This is a genomic window from Phytohabitans rumicis, from assembly GCF_011764445.1.
Lineage (GTDB): Bacteria > Actinomycetota > Actinomycetes > Mycobacteriales > Micromonosporaceae > Phytohabitans > Phytohabitans rumicis.
Map to the genome: position 1 here is coordinate 152,802 of NZ_BLPG01000001.1, position 20,220 is coordinate 173,021.

The window sequence follows — 20,220 nt, forward strand, 5'->3', positions numbered from 1 at the left end:
TCCCCCCGTGTCGTCGCACCCGGCGCTCACTCTCGACTTCCTACCCTTGGTGCCGGGCGGGCCAGCGGGCCGCCGGTTCGGGGAAGGTGACGTCGATGTCCAGGCCGCCCTCCGGGCGGGCGCGCGCGCCCAGCGTGGCGCCGTGCGCGCCGGCGATGGCCCGGACGATGGCCAGGCCCAGCCCGTGCCCGTCGGCGTGCCCGATGCGCTGACCGCCCAACCGCTGGAACGGCTGGAACAGCCGGTCGACCTCGCCGGGCGGGACCACCGGCCCGGTGTTGCGCACCGTCAGCGTGGCCCGGCCCGCGGTCGCCGCCGTCACCAGCTCGACCCGGCCGCCCTGCGCGTTGTGCCGCAGCGCGTTGTCCACGAGGTTCGCCACCAGGCTCTCGACCAGCTGCGGGTCGCCGGCCGCCGGGGCCTTCGCGAGGAACGCGTCGACGCGGATGCCGCGGTGCCGGGCCCGCTCCCGGCGCGTCGACACGACGTTCCCGGTGATGGTGGCGAGGTCGAGCGGCTCGCGCCGCTCGATGCCCTGCTCGCTGCTGGCCAGGGTCAGCAGCGAGTCGATGAGGCGCTCCTGCGCCTCCCCCAGCGCCAGCAGGTCCCGGCACATCGCGCGCAGCGTCTCGGTGTTCGCGTCCGGATCGGCGAGCGCGACCTGCAAGAGCGTCCGTTCCGCGGTCAGCGGGGTGCGCAGCTCGTGGGAGGCGTTCGCGACGAAGCGCCGCTGCGACGCGAACGCCGCCTCCAGGCGCTCGAACAGGTCGTCGAGGGTCTGTGCCAGCTCGGTGAACTCGTCGCCGCGGCCGGTGCGGCCGAGGCGGCGGTGCAGGTTGCTGGCGGAGATGTCCCGGGCGGTCGCGATGATGCTCCGCAGCGGGCGCAGGAACCGGCCGGCGATCAGCCAGCCGAGGACGACGGAGACCAGCACCATGACGACGAGGCCGATCGCGGCCCCGACCAGGATCGGGGTGAGGCGCTCGGTGTCGGTCGGGGCGGCTGGACGGGGCAGCGGCGCCTGGCCGCCGGCCGGCTCGGTGCTGCTGGTCTGCAGGACCGGGATGGTCACGAGGATGGCGCCGGACAGGAAGAACGGCACGACGTACAGCAGGGTGAGCCGGGTCCGCAGCGAACGGCGGGCCATCACGGTTCGCCGATCCGGTAGCCGGCTTCCCGGACCGTGTGGATGACCGGCGGGTCGCCGAGCTTGGCCCGCAGCCGGCGGATCGTCGTCTTCACCGCCGTCGTGAACGGGTCGGCCGCCTCGTCCCAGACCCGTTCGAGCAGTTCCTCGGCGGAGACCAGCCGGCCCTGCGCGGCCAGCAGGCACTCCAGGACGGCGAACTCCTTCGGGCTCAGGTCCAGGCGCCGCCCGCCGCGCGTGGCCACCCGCCGGCTGGGGTCGACGCTCAGGTCGCCGGACTCCAGGATCGGCGGCACCGCGGCACCGACGCGGCGCCCCAGCGCCCGGATGCGGGCCACCAACTCGTCGAAGTCGAACGGCTTGGGCAGGTAGTCGTCGGCGCCCAGGCCCAGGCCGTCGACCCGCTGCCGGACGGTGCTCGCCGCGGTCAGCATCAGCACGCGGCTCTCGGCGTGCTCGGCCACGATCCGGCGGCACACCTCGTCGCCGTGCACGCCCGGCAGGTCCCGGTCCAGCACCACCACGTCGTACCGGGTGACGGCCAGGTGGTCGAGCGCGTCCGCGCCGTCGAGGACCACGTCGACCGCCATCCCCTCGCGGCGCAGCCCGGTGCCGATGGTCCGGGCCAGGATCTCGAAGTCTTCCACGACCAGCACGCGCATGATCCCCACGATGCCAGGTGCCCGGTGGCGGGACGGTGTCAACGCGGTGTCGTCCGCTGGCACCGTATTGACACCGGGCACCGCGTACAAACCGACGCATGAACGACACGACTATTGCCGTCAGCGGCCTGCGCAAGCGGTACGGGCCGAACACCGCCCTGGACGGGATGACCTTCGCCGTCCGGCCCGGTCAGGTCACCGGGTTCGTCGGCCCCAACGGCGCCGGCAAGTCCACCACGATGCGGGTGATCCTGGGCCTGGACCGGGCCGACGAGGGCACCGCGCTGATCGGCGGGCGGCCGTACCGGAGCCTGCGCCGCCCGCTGTGCCAGGTGGGGTCCCTGCTGGACGCCGGCGCGCTGATGCCCAGCCGGACCGCCCGCAACCACCTGCTGTGGCTGGCCCACTCGCAGGGCCTGACCGCCCGCCGGGTCGACGAGGTCATCGAGCAGGCCGGTCTGGCGGCGGTGGCCCGGCGGCGGGCCGGAAACTTCTCCCTCGGCATGCGGCAGCGGCTGGGCATCGCCGCCGCCCTCCTCGGCGACCCGAAGGCGCTGCTGCTCGACGAGCCGTTCAACGGCATGGACCCGGAGGGCATCATCTGGATGCGCCGGTTCCTGCGGTCGCTGGCCGCGCAGGGCCGCGCGGTGCTGGTCTCCAGCCACCTGATGAGCGAGCTGCAGGACACCGCCGACCACGTGGTTGTCGTCGGCCGGGGCCGGGTCATCGCCGACGCCGCCGTGGCGCAGCTGCTCGCCGCCACCGCCGGCGGCCGGGTCGCGGTGCGTACCGCCGCTGCCTCGGCGGCGACGGTGCTGGCCGGCGCCGGCGGCATCGTGACACCCACCGGACCGGACACGCTGACCGTGTCCGGCCTGAGCGCCGAGGCCGTCATCGCGGTGCTGGGCCGGGCCGGCGTGCCGTTCTCCGAGGTCTCGGCGCACCGGGCCACCCTGGAAGAGGCGTACCTGGGACTGACGCGGGACGCCGTCGAGTACCGCGCGACCGCGCCGGAGGTGTCGCGATGACCGGCTTCGGGTGGCTGCTGCGCGCCGAGTGGACCAAGTTCCGGACCGTACGCGGCTGGGTGGTCGCGATGGCGGTGGCCGCGGCCGCGGTCGTCGGCCTGGGCGTGCTGGCCGGCGGAAAGGGATCGTGCGGGTCGGAGTGCGTGCTCCCGGTCGGGCCCGGCGGGGAGGAGGTGACGGACAGCTTCTTCTTCGTCCACCGGCCGCTGACCGGCGACGGCAGCATCACGGTACGGGTGGCGTCGCTGACCGGCGTGCTCCTGCCGGACAGGCCGGGGCTGCCGCCGTGGGCCAAGGCCGGCCTCATCGTCAAGGACGGCACCCGGCAGGGATCGAGCTACGCCGCCGTCATGGCCACGGCCGCGCGCGGCGTACGGATGCAGTACGACTACACGCACGACCGCGCCGGCCGGGCGGGCGCCGTCACCGCCGAGTCCCCGCGCTGGCTGCGGCTCACCCGGGCCGGCGACGCCATCACCGGCGAGGAGTCGACCGACGGCGCGACCTGGACCACCGTCGGCACCGCGCGCCTGCCGGGGCTCCCCTCGACCGTGCAGGCGGGCCTGTTCGTCACCTCCCCGCAGTACACCGAGGAGTTCCGTGATTCGCTCACCGGATCGGGCGCCATGGGCGGGCCCAGCCGGGCCACCGCCGCCTTCGACCACCTCGACCGGCAGGGAGCCTGGGCCGGACAGGACTGGACCGGCGAAGGCATCGGCGAGCGGGACGGCGGGCCCGGGGACCTGCGCGGCGGGTTCCAGCCGACCGGCGGCGGGTTCACCGTGACCGGATCCGGCGACATCGCTCCGGCGGTGCCCGGCGCGGCCGGCCTCGGGTTCAGCATCAGCCAGACGCTCGTCGGCACGTTCGCCGGGCTGATCGTCGTCGTGGTCGTCGGGACCATGTTCGTCACGGCCGAGTACCGGCGCGGCCTGATCCGCACCACCCTCGCCGCCGGCGTCGGGCGCGGCCGCGTGCTCGCCGCCAAGGCCCTCGTCCTCGGCGGGGTCACCTACCTGACCGGGCTGGTCGCGGCGGCCGTCGTGGTCACCGTCGGCCAGCGGGTCCTGCGCGGCAACGGCGTGTACGTCCACCCGGCGTCCACCGGCACCGAACTGCGCGTGGTGGCCGGCACCGCGGCGCTGCTCGCCGTCGCGGCCGTCCTCGCACTCGCCCTCGGCACGGTGCTGCGCCGCGGCGTCACCGCGATCACCGCCGCGGTCGCCGTCATCGTCCTGCCGTACCTGCTCGCCATGACCGTGCTGCCGACCGGCCCCGCGCAGTGGCTGCTGCGGGTCACCCCGGCCGCCGCGTTCGCCGTCCAGCAGAGCAGCCCGCAGTACGACCAGGTCGCCAACCTCTACACCCCGGTCAACGGGTACTTTCCGCTGGCGCCGTGGGCCGGCCTCGCGGTGCTCGCCGGGTGGGCCGCGCTGGCCCTGGCCGTGGCCGCCTACCTGCTGCGCCGGAGGGACGCGTGAGCGCCGCACCGCACCTGCGGGTGGCCCTGCACGCGGAGTGGACCAAGCTGCGTACCGCCCCGGGCACCGTGGGGCTGCTGCTCGCCGTCGTCGCGACCACCGTCGCCATCGGTGCCCTGGCGGCCGCGGCGACGCCATGCCCGGCGACGGGGTGCGAACTGGACCCGACAAGGCTCAGCCTCACCGGCGTCCAACTGGGCCAGGCGGTGGTCGCCATCCTCGCCGTGCAGGCGATCGGCGGCGAGTACGGCACCGGCATGGTCCGGGTCAGCCTCACCGCGATGCCGCACCGCGTCGCCATGCTGACCGCCAAGGCCATCATCCTGGTGAGCGTCGTGACGGCCGCCGCCGCCGTCGCCGTACCCGCATCGCTGCTCTTCGGTGGGCTGGCCCTGCCGGACGGCGCCGAGCCACCGGCGGGCGGCGGGGCGGTGCTGCGCGCGGCCGTCGGGTCGGTCCTCTACCTCGCGCTGATCGCCCTGCTGAGCCTCGGCATCGCCACCGCCGCCCGCAACGCGGCCGCCGCCGTCGGGCTCGTCCTCGCCCTGCTGTACGTCTACCCGCTCGTCGCGCTGGCCTTCGCCGACCAGGACTGGCAACGCCGGCTCGAGAAGCTCGGTCCAGCGACCGCCGGACTCGCCGTCCGGGCCACCACCGGCCTGGACGACCTGCCGATCGGCCCGTGGAAGGGGTTGGGCGTGCTCGCGGCCTGGGCCGCCGCCGCCCTGGTCACCGGCGCCCTGCTGCTCCACCGCCGCGACGCGTAGCCGGCAGAAGGGCAACGGCCGCAACGTGAAGGATCCGTGTCGCTCCAGCGACCCAGATCCTTCACGATCACGCCGCAGCGCGCGGGAAGTCCTTACGCTTGATCTTGGCGCGGCGGCCGTCCGGGTGGTGGAAGACGATCCCCTCGGCCAGGTGACCGGGGGCGAACCTGCTCTCCAGCTTGGTGAGGTAGTCCCACAGCTGCCCGTAGCTGCGGGGCACGTCGCCGTACTCGGGCACCTGGAGGTTGAACGGGACGCAGCGGTGCTCCTCCAGCGCCAGCGCGTTGCCCTGGATGCGCGGGCCGAGTGCCTCGCAGGCGTGCTCGCCGTCCGGCCAGCCGGACACCTCGGTGTTGCGCGCGGCGACCAGGATCCACTTGTCCTCCGCCGAGTGGTCGTCGGCGTCGACGTACCACCCGTCGACGATGCCCTGCTGCTTCTGGACCTTGCTGGGGTTGCGGCGCTTCTCCACGCGGACGAGCTGGCCGGAGCGGACGGTGAGCCGCACGTTGGTGCCGTCCAGCTTCTCGGTCGCGGCGCCCGCGCCGTCGAAGACCCACGCGCACTCGGCGCGCGGGCGGTCGACGACCTTGAACTGGTCGTCGCGCTCGAACAGCGTCGGGATCTTCTCCATGACCCGCATCCCCTTCCTGACGTGCCCGGTCAACTCCTCGTGGGTGATCGCTCCGCCGGCCAGCCCGCCGGCGAGCGCCCGGACCAGGTCGGCGACCGAGACCTCGGCCTCGACCGCGACCCGCTTGAGCGCCTTCTTCTCCTCCGGAGAGATCCAGGCGACCAACCGGGACCAGCCGTCCGGCGGCGTCCACCGGGCCAGCTGCCCGGGATTTTTCCGGGGCCGTCCGCGGCCGCTGCCCTCGTCCACGCTCATACCGTAGGGCGGGGTTGCTGTTGTGTCAATTGGCATAACAGAAAAACGCCCAGGAGTACGTCGGTGAAAGTTTTTGCCATGGGACGCGACCAGAATGTAAGTTCTATCCATCCGTGTTGGCGAATACAGAACGGAGCTGGCCATGAGGGTGCCGAGGCGATGGGTACTCACCCGCGGTGCGGCGGTGGCGGCAGCGGCCGTCGGCACGACCACGGCGTTCTCCCCGAACGCGTCGGCGCTCGCCCTCCCGGTCGTCGACATGGAGATGGTGCTGCTCGCCGCCCAGGTCGACCCGCCGAAGGCCGACACCGGACTGACCCCCGGCGCGGCCAGCCACGTCCTGGAGGTGGAGCGAGCGCTGAACGCCAAGGGCCTGCTCTCCGCCGGCGCCGTCGACGGGCACTACGGGACCTCGACGGTCTCCGCGTACGCCGCCTGGCAGCGGTCCCTCGGCTACACGGGCATCGACGCGAACGGCATACCCGGGCCCACCTCGCTGACCGCGCTCGGCGACGGCAGGTTCACCCTCACCAGGACCGTGTCCACCGGTTCGCAGACCGACACGTACGGCGGCCAGCGGGTCAACACCCGCACCCGCAGCATGCTCACGGCGGCGGACGCCATGCTGTCCTGGAGCATCGTGCTCTCCCAGGGTTCCTACACCTCCACGAACCCCAGTTCCGCCGGCACGCACGACGGCGGCGGGGTCGTCGACATCTCGGTGACGAGCCTGACCACCACGCAGCGCTGGGAGACCGTCCGCGCCCTGCGTACGGTCGGCTTCGCCGCCTGGCTGCGCAATCCGTCGCAGGGATCCTGGCCGTACCACATTCACGCCGCCGCCGTCTCCGACCCGGACCTGGCATCGGCCGCCCGCAACCAGATCCACGACTACTACTTCGGCAAGAACGGTCTGGCCACCCACGCCGCGGACGACACCCCGGCCGCCTACCAGGCGGCCTTCACCTGGTGGGAGAAGTACCGCCGAGGCTGACCCGAACGCACGCATAGTGCGACGACCCGGGCGATATTCGGGCACGATGGCAGTCGAGACCGTCCGGATCCACGCGGTACCCGATCCCTGGGTCCGGTCGCGTACAGAGCGGGCCCTTGCCGAGGCAGGGGCCCGCCGCGCATCGCTCTTAGGTACGTGGCTGGACCAGGCCGATGTCGTACGCGAGGATGACCGCCTGGATGCGGTCCCGCGCGCCCACCTTGGCGAGGACCCGGCCGACGTGCTTTTTCACCGTGGACTCGGTCAGCACGAAGCGTTCGGCGATCTCGGTGTTGGTCAGGCCCTGGCCGATGGCGAGCAGGATCTCCTGTTCCCGGTCGCTCAGCGCCCGCAGGCGCGGATCGTCGGCCGGTGCGGGCGCCGCGCCGGCGGGCCCGTGACCGATGTACGCGTCCATCAGCCGGCGGGTCAGGCTGGGCGCCACGATGGCGTCGCCGGTGGCGACCGCCTGGATGCCGGCGAGCAGTTCCTCCGGCCGGGCGTCCTTGAGCAGGAACCCGCTCGCGCCGGCGCGCAGCCCCGCGTACACGTACTCGTCGAGGTCGAACGTGGTCAGGATGAGGATCCGGGTGCGGCCGCCGGCGGCGGTGATCCGTCTGGTCGCCTCGATCCCGTCCATGCCGGGCATGCGCACGTCCATGAGCACGACGTCGGGCCGCAACTCGGCGGTCATCCGGACCGCCTCCGCGCCGTTCTCGGCCTCGCCCACCGCGACCATGCCGGGGGTGCCCTGCAGCAGCATGCGGAATCCGAGCCGTTGCAGCGGCTGGTCGTCGGCGATCAGCACCGTGGTCATGCCTGTCCCAGTCTCGGCTCGGCGGCCGCGCGCGCCGCGCGGGTGTGCAGCAGTACGTCGACGATCCAGCCGCCACCCGGGCGGGGGCCGATGGTGACGTCGCCGTCGTACAGGCCGGCGCGCTCGCGGATGCCGACCAGCCCGTGCCGCGTCTCGTCCGGCTCCACCGGATCCCGCGGCCGCCGGGCGCCGGGCGGTGGGCCGGTGTCGGCGACGCGCACGCGTACGTCGTCGCGGTCGACGGTCACGGTGACCTCGGCGGCGGCCGTACCCGCGTGTTTGAGGGTGTTGGTGAGCGCCTCCTGCACGACGCGGTAGACCGTGAGCTGCACCCCGCGGCCGAGCGCGTTGAGGTCTCCGGCGGTCCGGTAGGTCACGGTCAACCCGGCCGCGCGGACCCGTTGCAGGAGCGCGTCGAGGTCGGCGAGGGCCGGCTGCGGGTTCAGCTCGGCGTCGCGCGGCTCGTCGCGCAGTACGCCGAGGAGCCGGCGCAGCTCGGCGAGGGCCTGCCGCCCGGTGTCGCCGATGGCGCGCAGCGGCTCGGCGGCCAGCTCCTGGCGGCTCTCGGCGAGGACAGCACCGCCGTCGGCCAGTCCGATCATGACAGCGAGATTGTGGCCGATGATGTCGTGCATCTCCCGCGCCACGCGGGAGCGCTCCGCGGCGGCGGTGAGCCGGACGCGCTGGTCCCGTTCGATCTCCAGGCGCGCGGCCCGGTCCTCCAGCGCCGCCAGGTACGCGCCGTGGGTCCGCACCGCCAGGCCCAGGGCGACGGCGGCGGTCGTGGTGCCCAGCAACAGGAACACGCCCGGCACCGGATGTGCGACCGGCAGGAAGACGAAGGCCGCCGCGCACACGCCCAGGACGGTGGCCCCGAAGGCCCACGCCACCGCCCGGAGCGGCCCGTACCGCGCGATGCTGTACAGGGCGATGAGCAGGCTCGCACCGGCGTCGAGCCACACGCCGAGCACCCACACGACGAGCATCACGGTCGCGACGGCGACGAACGCCGGCGTCGGGGCACGGCGGCGCCACCACAGCGGCAGCACGAGCCCGGCGATCAGCAGGAGCACCACGGCGCGGGGCAGGTCGGTGGCGGCGATCACCTCACCGAAGGGCCCGTCCTGCTGGCCGGTGCCCAGATCCGACAGGCCGAGGACGGTGACGACGGCCACGACGGCGCCGTCCAGCAGCCAGGGACGCCGCTGGTCCGCCGCCGCGATGCGGCGGCGGACCGAGAGGAGCCGATCCTGGGCGGTCTCAGTGGTCATCGGTTTGATTCTCGCTGTTCAGCCGGTCACGCGTCGCTTCTTACCAGCCGGTACGCGGCGGCGGCGAGGGCGATGGCGACCCAGCCGGCGAAGACGGCCAGTCCGGTCCAGGGGCCGAGGGAGTCGCTGGATTGGGTCAGGGACATCACCGCGCTGCCGGCGTTGCTGGGTAGGTAGGGGCTGATCGTGTCGGACCAGGAGTCGGGCAGCAGTGAGGTCAGGCCGGGGACGATGAGTAGGACGCCGGCCAGGACGGTGATGGCGCCGGCGCTGGAGCGCAGCAGCGCGCCGAGGGCCACGCCGAGGATGCCGACCAGGCCGAGGTAGAGGCCGGCACCGAGCAGGCTGCGTACGACCCCGTCGTCGGTGAGGCTCAGCGCGATGTCCTGGCCGTTGAGCTGGGGGTTGCCCAGCGCGAATGCGGCGAACGCGCCGATGGTGGTGGCCACCAGGGCGATGGCGCCGAACACGGTGGCTTTGGACCAGAGGACTGGGAGTCGGGAGGGGATCGCGGCGAGGGTGGAGCGGATGGAGCCGGTGGTGTATTCGCCGGCGGACATGAGTACGCCGAGGACGCCGATGGCCAGGGAGGCGAAGGTGGCGCCGGTGAGGATGACCCCGACCGCGTCGGAGGCGGCCTGTTGACCCGGTGGCCCCTCGGCGGTGGTGATGGCGGGGTCGTAGGTGATGGCGGCGATCACGCCGAACGCGACCAGCAGGAACAGTGACACCGCGAGGGTGATCCAGCTGGAGCGCAGGGACCAGAACTTGGTCCACTCGGCGTGCAGCACGCCCTTGGTGCTCAGCCGGTAGCGGGGCCGGGTGGTCGACGGTGCGGTGAGGGTCAGGGTGCTCATGTCAGGTGGCCTTTGCGGACGAAGGGGCGGTGGAGGCGTACTCGACGGCGTCGTGGGTCAGTTCCATGAACGCTTCTTCCAGCGACACCGACAGGGGGGACAGTTCGTACAGGGGTACGTCGTGCTTGTTCGCGATCTCGCCGATCTGGCGGGCGGTCAGGCCGGTCACCATCAGCTCTTCCGTGGTGGTCGAGCTGATCTTCACGTCCGGTCCGGCCAGCAGCGACCGCAGCCGGGCGGCGTTGTCGCTGGCGACCCGGACACCGGCGTCGTTCTGCGCGATCAGGTCGTGGACGGAGGTGTCGGCCAGCAGCCGGCCGCGGCCGACGATGACCAGATGGTCGGCGATCAGCGAGGTCTCGGTCATCAAATGGGAGGACAGCATCACCGTGCGGCCCTCGGCGGCCAGGCCGGCGAGCAGGTTACGGACCCACAGCACGCCTTCGGGGTCCAGGCCGTTGACGGGTTCGTCGAGCATGACCACGGCGGGGTCGCCGAGCAGGGCGGTCGCGATGCCCAGGCGCTGGCCCATGCCGAGGGAGAACCCGCCGACCCGTTTGCCGGCCACCGCGCCCAGCCCGGCCAGGTCGATCACCTCTTCCACCCGGCCGCGGGGGATGCCATGCGTGCGGGCCAAACCGAGCAGGTGGCTGTACGCGGTGCGGCCCGGGTGGACCGCGCGGGCCTCCAACAGCACACCGATCTCCTGCAACGGCGCCGCGTGCTGCGCGTACCGGCGGCCGTTCACGGTGGCCGTACCCGAGGTCGGCCGGTCCAACCCGACGATCATCCGCATCGTGGTCGACTTACCCGCCCCGTTCGGGCCCAGGAACCCGGTCACCTGCCCCGGCGCGGCGGTGAAGTCGAGCCCGTCAACCGCCACCTTCGGCCCGTACCGCTTCGTCAGTTTCCGCACTTCAATCATGCAAACCACGCTATGAAGATCCGGCCCGCCATCCGTGGTACCGGCGGACACACTTCACGACGCCACTGGTACCGGGGTACCAGCCCCGGCGGCGCTGGCGGCCGGTTCTTCCGCCGCCAGCCCGCCCGGCACCGCGCTCGGCGCCGGCCGTTGGGGTATGCGGGCACCGCCACGTTGTGCGCCGATGCCGGCGGCGACCACGAACGCGATGCCGGCGACCGGGCCCCAGCCGGGTACCTGGTGCAGGGCCAGCAGGCCGACGACGAGGGCGATCGCCGGTTCCAGGCTCATCAGCGTGCCGAACGCCGCGGCGGTGAGCCGGCGCAGCGCCAGCAGTTCAAGGGTGAACGGGAGCACCGGCAGCAGCACGGCCAGGGCGAGACCGATGAGGAGGACCTCCGGGGTGAGGCGGCCGAAGACGGACGGCCCGGCGACCGCCGTGGCGACCAGACCCGCGACCGGCATGGACACGGCCAACCCGTTGATCCCGGAGACCTCGTCGCCGACGTGTTGGGTCAGCACGATGTAGGCCGCCCAGCACGCCGCGGCGGCCAGCGCGTACGCGACGCCCACCGGGTCGACGGCACCGTGCCACGGCTCGGTGAGCAGCAGGACACCGACCGCGGCCAGCAGCGGCCACAGCTTGCGTCCACCACGGCCGCGGGCCACCGCCACACCCAACGGGCCGAGGAACTCCAACGCGCTCGCGGTACCCAGCGGCAACCGGGCCACCGCGGCCATGAACAGCATGGTCAGGGCGGCCGTCACGACGCCCAGGGCGGCGCAGGCCAGCAGGCCGGAACGGGTGAACGCGGACGGCCGCGGCCGGACCAGGACCAGCAGGAGCACGCCGGCCCACGCCAGCCGCAGCCACGCCGCGCCCTCGGCACCGACCTGGTCGAACAGCGTGACCGACACGGCCAGCCCCAGTTGGACACACGTCATCGACGCGACCGTCATGGCCGTCCCGCTCCGAGTGGCGTTCATCGTCATGGCCCCATTGCAGCCGACCGGGACCATTCACGTCCACGTGAATATCATGGACATACCATTCGGGAATCCTGAACAATTGACCGCGTGGACATCCGCCGCCTCCAGATCCTGCTGCACCTGTCGCGGCTCGGCTCCATGCGCGAGGTCGCCGACGAGCTCGCCATCACCACCTCGACGGTGTCCCAGCAGATCGCCACGCTGGCCCGCGAGGCCGGGGCCACGCTGATCGAGCCGGACGGCCGCCGGGTACGGCTCACCCCGGCCGGGCGGCGGCTGGCCGAGCACGCGGTGACGATCCTGGCCGCGGTCGAGGCGGCCCGGCTGGACCTGGACCCGAGCGCCGAACCGGCCGGCACGCTGCGCGTCGCCGGCTTCGCCACCGCCGTACGCCGGTCGCTGCTGCCGGTCACCGCGGACCTCGCCGCCCGGCACCCGAACGTGCGGATACACATCCACGAGTACGAGCCGGCCGAGGCGCTCACCCTGCTCGCCGCCGACGACATCGACCTCGCCCTCACGTACGAATACAACCTGGCACCGGCACCCGTGGACAGCACCATCGAAGCCACACCGCTGTGGTCGACCGCCTGGAGCCTCGGCGTCCCGCACCCCACCACCGCGACCGCCGGGGACTCCCCCGCACTGTTCGAGCGGTTCCGCGACCACGACTGGATCGTCAACTCCCGCAGCACCGCCGACGAACGCGTCGTACGCACCATCGCCTCGATGGCCGGCTACCAACCACGCGTCACCCACCAGGTCGACAGCCTCGACCTGGTCCAGGACCTGATCGTGGCCGGCTTCGGGGTCGGGCTCCTGCCCGCCGACCAACCGACCAAGCCCGGCGTACGCCTGCTGCCGGTCGCCAACCCGCACGTGACTCTCCGCGCCTACGCCGTCGTACGCCGGGGACGCGCCAACTGGCCACCCCTCGCCCTGGTCCTGCGCCTACTCAACGCGCACCGCCCGCCCACGTCCGGGTAGACGCCCCCTTGGACAGCTAGGCGAAAGTGTTCGGCTTCGCGTTCGTCGCGACTGTCCAACTTGGACCGCCTACGTCGCCGAGGCGTCCTGAGACGTCTCGCGGTGAGGGGTGAGGGGTGAGGAATTCAAGAGATTTGAGCTGCCGCGACCCCCGTCGAGGTCCAGGCCGTTGCTCCCGCGGCCTCACCCTCTCCGCTGACACGCTCGCCGACTGTCCGATATGGATGAACGGAGGTGGTGTGTTCCCGCTCGACGCCTGAATGGACATTCGGAACACTGCCCTCATACCGCCGGACGGGACAACGATCTTCGCACGCCTGTACGACAATGGATGGGTGATGCAAGATGTGTTGACGCAGCTCAAGGCCACGGCCGACGCTGGCGTCCACACACCCACCTGGTCGCTACGCGACGACGAACTCATCGAATCCTTGGACGCCGTCCACGCCATCACCCAAGCCGTCGCAGCATTGCAGTCCCGGCTGGTCCGGGAGATCGACAGCCGCGGCCTCGCCATCGCCCAGCACGCCTCCAGCACGAAAGCCTGGCTCCGAGAGCACCTACGAATCAGCCCACACGCCGCCAAGCGGATACTCGAACTGGCCCAAGCCTCGACACACGCCCCGTCCTGGCCAAAGCGGTCGCCGACGGCCTGGTCAACACCGAGCAAGCCCAGATCATCGCCGCCGCAATACAGCAGCTTCCCGCCGACGTGGTCGGCAAAGCGGAAAAGGCCATGATCAGTCGGGCCGCCGAATTCGAGCCGAACACGCTCCGCCGCTACGGCGAAGGCATCCTCGCCTACGTCGCCCCCGAACTCGCCGAGGCCACCGACGCGGAGGCGCTGGAGCGGATGGAGGCCAGGGCGCGCCAGACCCGGGCGTTCCACCTGACCCGGCACGGGGATGGTCGGGTGCGGTTGACCGGCTGGCTGGACGAGGACGGCGCCGCCACCGTCAACGCAGCCCTCGACCCGTTGTGCGCACCCCGCCACGACGTAGACGTCCGCACCCCGGCCCAACGCCGCGCCGACGCCCTCGTCGAGATCTGCGACCTCGCCATGCGCACCGAAGACCTACCCGAAAACGGTGGCGAACGGCCGCACGTGGTCGTCACCGTGTCGTTCGACATGCTCCGACTGGCCCTCGGTGTCGGCACCTTGGACACGGGTGAGCGGCTCAGTCCGGAGCAGGTGCGCCGGCTGGCGTGCGACGCCAAAATCATCCCCGCCATCCTGGGTGGCGATGGGCAGATCCTGGACCTGGGCCGCACCCGACGGTTGATCAGCGGACCGTTGCGGCGGGCGCTGGAGTTACGGGACAAGGGCTGCGCGTTCCCCGGCTGCGACCGGCCACCGCGCTGGTGCCACGGGCACCACATCCGGTCGTGGGCCGACGGCGGACCCACCACCTTGGACAACAGCGTCATGCTGTGCGGCTACCACCACAGGCTGATCCACCGTGGACATTGGACGGTCCGGATCGCGGCGGACGGGATGCCAGAGTTCATCCCACCCGCGTACGTGGATCTGGAGCGCCGACCACGCCGCAACACCTACCACCATCGCGAGTGAGCAACCGGTGGTTCATGGTGTCGAAGCGTGGCCCAGTGCGGCCTCGACGATCCGGATCGCCTCGGCGGGATCGATGCCGATGCTGGCGATGACCGCCGCGTAGTCGCGGGCGGCCCGGCGGGCCTGTTCGAGGGCCTGATCGCCGGCGGCGGAGACGAACGAGCCGGCCCGCCCGCGGGTCTCGATCAGCCCGGCCTCCTCCAGCTCCCGGTACGCGCGACCGACGGTGTTCACGGCGAGTCCGAGGTCGGCCGCGAGCCGGCGGATCGTCGGCAGTCTCGTGCCGACGGCGAGCGAGCGGTCCTGGATCTGCCTCGCGAGTTGGGCGCGCAGCTGCTCGTACGGCGGCGTCGGTGAGGCCGCGTCGATGACGATCATCGGGTGGCCATGGCTCGCCGCGCCGTCGTCCCGACACCCGCGGTCCGGATCTGGATCAGGCTCAAGGCGATGGCGCCCGCCACCACGAGCGCCAGCGAGACCGCGTTCCACCAGCCGAGCGATTCCCCGTACAGGAAGATGGCCGGCAGCGTCCACACCAAGCTGGGTGTGACGAGGGCGCGGGCGTCCTCGACCCGCATGATGACATCGGTCGTGAGTGACACCTCGTCCTCCGCCACGGCCGGGCTCGCCAGCACCTGGCGCAGCTGCATGATGACGCCGGCGCCCGCGCCGGCGAGGCCGATCAGCACGACGATCGCCCCGCGCCGCAAGCCGGAGTCCGAAACCGGCAGCACGCTCACCGCGAGCAGCAACGCGGCGGTGAAGGTGGCGACCGTGAAGACGGCATACGGCCGGCCCAGCACCGCCGGCCAGCCGAGCTCGACCGGGTGAGCCACCCGCCGGGACAGTTGCGCGCCGGCCCGCCGGTCGACGCGCCGCACCCACCAGCCGACCAGCCACTGTGCCACCAGCAACCCAACCACCAACGCCGCCAGCACCAGCAGCGGCAGCCGGGAGGAGGTGCCCTCGGCGATCCCTCCGAACGCGTGCGTGAGCGCCGCGCCGATCAGAAACGCGGCCAACAGGAGGCTGTCGACAAGCTTGGCACGCCGCCGCACCGCCAGCCGTGCGGCGAGCAGTAGGGTCGGCTCGGCGCCTGCCAAGCCGTGCTTGGCCAGCCACTGCCTAGCCTCCGTGTGATCTGCCTGGCGCATGCCACCACCTCCGAATGTCGCAAGCTTTGTCTCAATACGATGAGTCATAGCATGCGACAATGTCAACCCTCGGGAGCCTGGACCTGCTCGAAGCGGAACTCGCGGATGAAACAGTCTCGCGGCTGACCGACGGCGAAGAGCACACAGTCCACGATGGACTTGGCGGTGAGCTCGGCGTGCGACTCGCGTGGTCCGTCCTGGACGAAGTCGGGCGGGAAGAGGGAGATCACCCGGATCCCGTCGGCCCGTACCCGATGGGAGAGGATCTCGGCGAACCCGGCCTGGCCGTGTTTGGCGGCGTAGAACGCCGCGTGGGCGCCGGAGCGGTGATGCCCGACCTCCCCGCAGGCGGAGATCATGTTGACGACGTCGGGTCGCGGCGAGGCGCGCAGCAGCGGCAGCACGTGCTTGGTCAGCAGCACGGTGCCGGTCACGGCGCCGGCTATCGCGGCGACGATGGCGTCGTCCTCGACGTCGCCGAGGTCTTCGCCGTGCAGATAGCCGGCACCGTTGTTGACCAGGACATCGAGCCGGTCGGTGCGGTCGGCCAGGGTCGCGGCGAACGCGCGTACCGAATCGGGGTTGGCCAGATCGCACGCGAACGCCTCAGCGGCGCCGCGGCCTCGCTGGCGGATCAGGTCCGCGGTCTGTTCGGCCGCCGCCGGGTCGCGGGCGGCGACGGACACGTGCGCGCCGCGTTCCGCGAACGCCGCCGCCAGCAGTCTTCCGGTGTCACGCCCGGCGCCGGTGACGGCGACCCGCAGCCCATCGAGGTTCACGACCAGATCACATCATGGGTACGTCGCTCGCGGGTCGGCGGTACGCGGTGGCCTGGATGTTGTACAGGTTCGCGTAGCGCCCGCCCGCGGCGAGGAGTTCGTCGTGGGTGCCCCGCTCGACGAGCCGGCCTTGATGGAGTACGAGGATGTGGTCGGCGCCGGTCACGGTGGAGAAGCGGTGCGAGACGATGACGGTGATCGCGCCGGTGCGGGCGGCCAGTTCGCGGGCGCGGACCAGATAGCGCCGGAAGATGTGGTGTTCGCTGGGTGCGTCCAGCGACGCGGTGGGCTCGTCGAGCACGAAGAGCAGCGGGTCGGTACGCATCGACGCGCGGGCGAGTGCGGTGCGCTGCCATTGGCCCTCGGACAGGTCGACGCCGTCGAACTGGCGCCCCAGTTGGGTGTCCAACCCGTCGGGTAACCGGTCGACCAGTGGCCGCGCGTCGGCGGCGTGGACGGCGTCGGTGATGCGGCCGGTGTCGTGCAGGTGCGTCAGGTCGCCGATGCCGACGGTCTCGCCGAATGGGATGTGGAAGCGGCCGAAGTCCTGGAAGGCGGCGCTGATGCGGGCCCGCCATTCGGTGGTGGCCAGGTCGGCGAGGTCGACGCCGTCGACCTCGATCCGGCCCCGGTCCGGCGGGTACAGCTTGGTCAACAGCTTGACCAGGGTGGTCTTTCCCGAGCCGTACTCCCCGACGACGGCGACGACCGCGCCGGCGGGCAGGTGGCAGCTGAAGTCGTCGAGTGCGGGCCGTCCGGTGCCCGGGTAGGTGAAGGCGACGCGGTCGAGGGTGATGCCGGCGCGCAGCGTGGCCGGCGGTGTCCGGCGTCCGGTACTGCGCGAGGTCGCCACGTAGTCGCGCAGCCACAGCAGCGGTTCGACCACGGTGCGCCCGCTCGTCGTGTGGCTGACCGCGAAGAGGGTTTCCTGGACGGCGTTGCGCAGCGTCACGGCGACGGTCACCGCGAGGACGAGGTCGCCGGCGGTCGCTTGGCCGTGCGCGGTGCGGTCGATCAGCAGCACCAGGCCGGTGGCGAAGCCCGCGGTGTACAGCGTCCACCCGGCCACCGACCACGCGGCGGCCCGCAGCCGGGCGCGGAACCGGCCGTCGACGGCCGCCTCCCATGCCTGCCGCTGCCGCCGGGCGATCTCCGGTCCTGCCCCGCTGACCCGCAGTTCCTTACCGCCCGCCGCCGCGGTGGCGAGGTTGAACAGGTGGCGCTGCAACCGGAACGCCTCCGCCGTCCGGGTCTCGGCGTCCACGATGGACCGCTGGCCGCGCTGGTCGAACCACAGCGGCGCGGCGGCGAAACCGAGCAGCAGCAACAACCAGGGGGTGACCGCCGCCAGCAGCAGGAGGAGCAGGCCCAGCCGCAGCGCGTCGCAGCCGGCCGCGACCGCCTGCCACGGGGCGTGGTTGAGCCGCCAGCCGGCGCCGCGCAGCACGGTGATCCGGTCCAGCAGGTCGGTGCGTTCCAGATGCTCCAGGCCGTCGAGCCGGGCGAGGTGCTCCTCGATGTGCCGGCGGATGTGCAGGGTGCCGATCCGGTCACCGATCATGACCTCCAGCGTGTCGGCGAGGCTGCGCAGGTACATCCCGACGGCGTACGCGATGACCGCGACCGCGGCGCCGGCAGCGGCCGTACCCGGATCGCGGTGGACGATCCCGTCGACCGCCGCGCGCAGCGCGAGCGCCATGGCCGGGGTGGTGGGCACGGTGGCCAGCCGCAGCGCCAGCAGTCCGGCGGTGGGCAGCGGATGCAGCCGCCAGGACAGTCGCAGCAGCTCGGCCAGCAGCTTGGCGTAGCGGATCACGTCAGCTCACCCTCTTCGAGCCGGTCGTCGAAGCCGCGCTGGAAGCGCTGCGCCTGGATCGCGAACATGCTCGCGTAGGTGCCGCCGGCGGCGATCAGTTCCTCGTGCGTGCCGTCCTCGGTGATCCGGCCGCCGCTGACCAGCACGATGCGGTCCGCCCGGCGCACCGTGGACAACCGGTGCGAGATCAGGATCACCGAGGCGGCACCGCGGTGGGCGGCGAGCCGGTCGAACACGTCGCGTTCGGTCCGCACGTCCAGGTGCGCGGTCGGTTCGTCCAGCACCAGCACCTGGGCGCCGGTGCGCAGCGCGTACAGCGCTCGGGCGAGGACGACCTGCTGCCACTGGCCGCCGGACAGGTCGACCCCGCCGTCGCGGGCACGCGCCAGCGGCGTGTCCCACCCACCCGGCAGCCGCGACACCACGGCGTCGAAGCCGGCGTCGCGGGCCGCGCCCACGACGGCCGCCATGTCCGGTACGGCGAGCGCGTTGCCGAGCGCCACGTTGTCGGCGGCGGACAGGTGGTAGCGCACGAAGTCCTGGAACACCACCGACAGCCGGGCCCGCCAGGCGGCCGGGCCGATGTCGGCCAGGTCGCGACCGTCGGCGGTGATCCGCCCGGCGGTCGGTTCGTATAGCCCGGCCAGCAACTTGATCAGCGTTGACTTGCCGGCACCGTTGACGCCGACGATCGCGAGCAGCTCTCCCGGCCGCACCTGCAGGTCCAGCCCGTCGAGTACCACCGACTCGGTGCCGGGATACCGGAATCCCACCCCCTCGAAGCGGATCAGCGGCGGCTCCGGCCGCGTTCCGGCCGGCTCCGGCGCCGGCGGTGGGACCGCTCCGCCGCCGGCGAGTTCCGCGCGCACCCGGGTGAACGCCCGAACGCAGGTGATCGCGTTGAGCGTGGCCTGGGGCGCGTCGTCGAACGCCTCGAAGACGCCGGTGCCGGCCACCAGCGCGGCCGTGGCCACGGCCACCGGTGCGCCGCCGCGGGCCGCGTCGACGGCCACCACGACGTACACGATCCCCAGCGGAACGAGCACCGCCACCAACTGCTGCCAGGTCGCCGCGAGGATCCGCCGATCCATGGGCCAGAGCGGATCGTAGGCGGGCCGCAGGTGCCGATCGATGCGGTCGATGGCCCACTCCCCGAGGCCGAAGACGCGGATCTCCTTGCCCTCGGCCGGCGACACCAGCGCGTCGGACCACAGGTCCGCCCGCATGCTCGGCATGGGCACGTTCCGCCACACCCGCCGCCGCTGCCGGCCCTCGTGCCAGCGCAGCTGATGCAGGACCACGGCCGGCACCACGAGCAGCGGCACGGTCCACCACGCGTACGCGGCCAGCACCAGCGCGGACGTGGCCAGGGCCAGCGACCGGCCGATCAGGTTGAGCTGGGCGAGCACGCCGGCGCCGGGCGTACCGTCCATGAAGCTCTCCGGATCGGCCCGGGCCGTGCGGATCAGGGCCTGCACCTCGGGGCGTTCCAGCGCGTCGATCGTGGGGCTGCCCGCGGCGAGCCGGGACAGCTCCGCGCGATGCCGCCCGTCGATGCGCGCTTCGGCCAGATAGGACAGTGGCGCCCGCACGGCGGTCGCGGCATGACCGATCAACAACACCACCGTGTACGCCGACAGCGCCGGCGCGGCGGCGGACAGAAGGTGGTCCGGATCCGCGTCGGTGAGGCGGTCGATCAGCCACCCCACCGTCGCCGCGGTGGCCGCGGGCACCACGCTGGCGAGCACGGTCAGCCCGACCAGCGCGGCCAGCAGTCCCGGACCGACCCACGGAAGTCTGACGAGCAGCTCGACACGGACGCGCACGGACGCGACCAGGATGGATGACAAGGAAACTCCCTGGACAGCACGTGAACCGCGGCGCTGGGGCGCCACGGTCTTGACGGGCATTGGCCAGGGGTCAGTTCATGGGTCGCAGCGTCTCCGATCGCCGCGCAAGCCGCAACCGAAATTCGGTTTGGGGGCCGGGGTGCCTCGCGAAGCCCGTCAGGCTTGATGTCTTCGCGAGTCACCCCGGCCCCCAAACCTGACGAGGGCGTTCCAGTCGAAATACTCACCAACTC

20 protein-coding genes are annotated in these 20,220 nt (G+C 72.4%); 7 read left to right on the forward strand and 13 right to left on the reverse strand.

What is annotated here, in order from left to right; all coding sequences use genetic code 11:
• Positions 1-40: 40 nt before the first annotated feature.
• The gene (locus Prum_RS00785; RefSeq protein WP_173073045.1) at positions 41-1,147 is read right to left on the reverse strand and encodes a sensor histidine kinase; all 1,107 of its coding nucleotides are present in this window, start codon (positions 1,145-1,147) and stop codon (positions 41-43) included.
• Positions 1,147-1,809, reverse strand: coding sequence for a response regulator transcription factor (locus tag Prum_RS00790; protein WP_173073047.1), 663 nt, complete (start codon positions 1,807-1,809; stop codon positions 1,147-1,149). The genes Prum_RS00785 and Prum_RS00790 overlap by 1 nt, the downstream gene beginning before the upstream one ends.
• A gap of 98 nt (positions 1,810-1,907) precedes the next feature.
• On the opposite strand from Prum_RS00790, the gene Prum_RS00795 reads away from it, so the two are divergent.
• From Prum_RS00795 to Prum_RS00805, 3 genes are read left to right on the forward strand one after another with little or no spacing between them, the layout of a single operon-like run.
• Positions 1,908-2,837, forward strand: a complete 930-nt coding sequence (locus Prum_RS00795) for an ATP-binding cassette domain-containing protein (protein ID WP_173073054.1) — start codon at positions 1,908-1,910, stop codon at positions 2,835-2,837.
• Positions 2,834-4,318, forward strand: a complete 1,485-nt coding sequence (locus Prum_RS00800; protein WP_173073055.1) for an ABC transporter permease subunit — start codon at positions 2,834-2,836, stop codon at positions 4,316-4,318. Before Prum_RS00795 ends, Prum_RS00800 begins: the two co-directional genes overlap by 4 nt.
• Positions 4,315-5,085, forward strand: coding sequence for an ABC transporter permease subunit (locus tag Prum_RS00805; RefSeq protein WP_246277552.1), 771 nt, complete (start codon positions 4,315-4,317; stop codon positions 5,083-5,085). The genes Prum_RS00800 and Prum_RS00805 overlap by 4 nt, the downstream gene beginning before the upstream one ends.
• A gap of 67 nt (positions 5,086-5,152) precedes the next feature.
• On the opposite strand, the gene Prum_RS00810 is transcribed toward Prum_RS00805, so the two are convergent.
• Entirely contained in the window at positions 5,153-5,968 is an 816-nt protein-coding gene (locus Prum_RS00810; RefSeq protein WP_218576930.1) for an RNA ligase family protein, read from the reverse strand.
• Between the two features lie 148 nt (positions 5,969-6,116).
• On the opposite strand from Prum_RS00810, the gene Prum_RS00815 reads away from it, so the two are divergent.
• Positions 6,117-6,968, forward strand: coding sequence for a peptidoglycan-binding protein (locus Prum_RS00815; RefSeq protein WP_173073057.1), 852 nt, complete (start codon positions 6,117-6,119; stop codon positions 6,966-6,968).
• Between the two features lie 148 nt (positions 6,969-7,116).
• Here Prum_RS00815 and Prum_RS00820 read toward each other — a convergent pair whose 3' ends face one another.
• Genes Prum_RS00820 through Prum_RS00840 form a run of 5 tightly spaced genes read right to left on the reverse strand, consistent with a single transcriptional unit; the run spans position 7,117 to position 11,825 of the window.
• Entirely contained in the window at positions 7,117-7,785 is a 669-nt protein-coding gene (locus Prum_RS00820; protein ID WP_173073059.1) for a response regulator, read from the reverse strand.
• The gene (locus Prum_RS00825) at positions 7,782-9,056 is read right to left on the reverse strand and encodes a sensor histidine kinase (protein WP_173073061.1); all 1,275 of its coding nucleotides are present in this window, start codon (positions 9,054-9,056) and stop codon (positions 7,782-7,784) included. Before Prum_RS00825 ends, Prum_RS00820 begins: the two co-directional genes overlap by 4 nt.
• Positions 9,057-9,082: 26 nt before the next feature.
• The gene (locus Prum_RS00830; protein ID WP_173073063.1) at positions 9,083-9,913 is read right to left on the reverse strand and encodes an ABC transporter permease subunit; all 831 of its coding nucleotides are present in this window, start codon (positions 9,911-9,913) and stop codon (positions 9,083-9,085) included.
• A gap of 1 nt (position 9,914) precedes the next feature.
• Positions 9,915-10,838 (reverse strand): ABC transporter ATP-binding protein, encoded by a 924-nt coding sequence (locus tag Prum_RS00835; protein WP_173073073.1) that lies wholly within the window; start codon positions 10,836-10,838, stop codon positions 9,915-9,917.
• A gap of 54 nt (positions 10,839-10,892) precedes the next feature.
• Positions 10,893-11,825, reverse strand: a complete 933-nt coding sequence (locus Prum_RS00840) for an EamA family transporter (protein WP_218576931.1) — start codon at positions 11,823-11,825, stop codon at positions 10,893-10,895.
• A gap of 90 nt (positions 11,826-11,915) precedes the next feature.
• On the opposite strand from Prum_RS00840, the gene Prum_RS00845 reads away from it, so the two are divergent.
• From Prum_RS00845 to Prum_RS54825, 3 genes are all read left to right on the forward strand, one after another.
• The gene (locus tag Prum_RS00845; protein ID WP_173073077.1) at positions 11,916-12,815 is read left to right on the forward strand and encodes a LysR family transcriptional regulator; all 900 of its coding nucleotides are present in this window, start codon (positions 11,916-11,918) and stop codon (positions 12,813-12,815) included.
• A 338-nt stretch (positions 12,816-13,153) separates the two neighbouring features.
• Positions 13,154-13,555 (forward strand): hypothetical protein, encoded by a 402-nt coding sequence (locus Prum_RS54820; protein WP_371871420.1) that lies wholly within the window; start codon positions 13,154-13,156, stop codon positions 13,553-13,555.
• Positions 13,495-14,388, forward strand: coding sequence for an HNH endonuclease signature motif containing protein (locus Prum_RS54825; protein WP_371871346.1), 894 nt, complete (start codon positions 13,495-13,497; stop codon positions 14,386-14,388). The genes Prum_RS54820 and Prum_RS54825 overlap by 61 nt, the downstream gene beginning before the upstream one ends.
• Positions 14,389-14,400: 12 nt before the next feature.
• Here the strand turns inward: Prum_RS54825 and Prum_RS00855 are convergent, their stop codons facing one another.
• The 5 genes from Prum_RS00855 to Prum_RS00875 all read right to left on the reverse strand — a co-directional run bounded on the left by Prum_RS00855 (position 14,401) and on the right by Prum_RS00875 (position 19,987).
• Entirely contained in the window at positions 14,401-14,766 is a 366-nt protein-coding gene (locus Prum_RS00855; RefSeq protein WP_173073079.1) for a GntR family transcriptional regulator, read from the reverse strand.
• Entirely contained in the window at positions 14,763-15,542 is a 780-nt protein-coding gene (locus tag Prum_RS00860) for a hypothetical protein (RefSeq protein ID WP_173073081.1), read from the reverse strand. Before Prum_RS00860 ends, Prum_RS00855 begins: the two co-directional genes overlap by 4 nt.
• A gap of 62 nt (positions 15,543-15,604) precedes the next feature.
• Complete coding sequence (locus Prum_RS00865) at positions 15,605-16,321, reverse strand: SDR family NAD(P)-dependent oxidoreductase (RefSeq protein ID WP_173073083.1); 717 nt, start codon at positions 16,319-16,321, stop codon at positions 15,605-15,607.
• A 7-nt stretch (positions 16,322-16,328) separates the two neighbouring features.
• Positions 16,329-18,137 carry an ABC transporter ATP-binding protein gene (locus Prum_RS00870; protein WP_173073085.1) on the reverse strand — a complete coding sequence of 603 codons (1,809 nt, stop codon included), beginning with the start codon at positions 18,135-18,137 and terminating at the stop codon, positions 16,329-16,331.
• Positions 18,134-19,987: an ABC transporter ATP-binding protein gene (locus Prum_RS00875; RefSeq protein WP_246277553.1), complete on the reverse strand. Its 1,854-nt coding sequence runs from the start codon at positions 19,985-19,987 to the stop codon at positions 18,134-18,136. Before Prum_RS00875 ends, Prum_RS00870 begins: the two co-directional genes overlap by 4 nt.
• Positions 19,988-20,220: the final 233 nt, after the last annotated feature.

Excerpts from the sequence above, each read along its gene's own strand:
- Prum_RS00820 (WP_173073059.1), bottom strand. The coding sequence starts at position 7,785 with ATGACCACGGTGCTGATCGCCGACGACCAGCCGCTGCAACGGCTCGGA.
- Prum_RS00815 (WP_173073057.1), top strand. The coding sequence starts at position 6,117 with ATGAGGGTGCCGAGGCGATGGGTACTCACCCGCGGTGCGGCGGTGGCG.
- Prum_RS00785 (WP_173073045.1), bottom strand. The coding sequence starts at position 1,147 with ATGGCCCGCCGTTCGCTGCGGACCCGGCTCACCCTGCTGTACGTCGTG.
- Prum_RS54820 (WP_371871420.1), top strand. The coding sequence starts at position 13,154 with ATGCAAGATGTGTTGACGCAGCTCAAGGCCACGGCCGACGCTGGCGTC.
- Prum_RS00860 (WP_173073081.1), bottom strand. The coding sequence starts at position 15,542 with ATGCGCCAGGCAGATCACACGGAGGCTAGGCAGTGGCTGGCCAAGCAC.
- Prum_RS00835 (WP_173073073.1), bottom strand. The coding sequence starts at position 10,838 with ATGATTGAAGTGCGGAAACTGACGAAGCGGTACGGGCCGAAGGTGGCG.
- Prum_RS00795 (WP_173073054.1), top strand. The coding sequence starts at position 1,908 with ATGAACGACACGACTATTGCCGTCAGCGGCCTGCGCAAGCGGTACGGG.
- Prum_RS00790 (WP_173073047.1), bottom strand. The coding sequence starts at position 1,809 with ATGCGCGTGCTGGTCGTGGAAGACTTCGAGATCCTGGCCCGGACCATC.
- Prum_RS00825 (WP_173073061.1), bottom strand. The coding sequence starts at position 9,056 with ATGACCACTGAGACCGCCCAGGATCGGCTCCTCTCGGTCCGCCGCCGC.
- Prum_RS00855 (WP_173073079.1), bottom strand. The coding sequence starts at position 14,766 with ATGATCGTCATCGACGCGGCCTCACCGACGCCGCCGTACGAGCAGCTG.
- Prum_RS00800 (WP_173073055.1), top strand. The coding sequence starts at position 2,834 with ATGACCGGCTTCGGGTGGCTGCTGCGCGCCGAGTGGACCAAGTTCCGG.
- Prum_RS00840 (WP_218576931.1), bottom strand. The coding sequence starts at position 11,825 with ATGAACGCCACTCGGAGCGGGACGGCCATGACGGTCGCGTCGATGACG.
- Prum_RS00830 (WP_173073063.1), bottom strand. The coding sequence starts at position 9,913 with ATGAGCACCCTGACCCTCACCGCACCGTCGACCACCCGGCCCCGCTAC.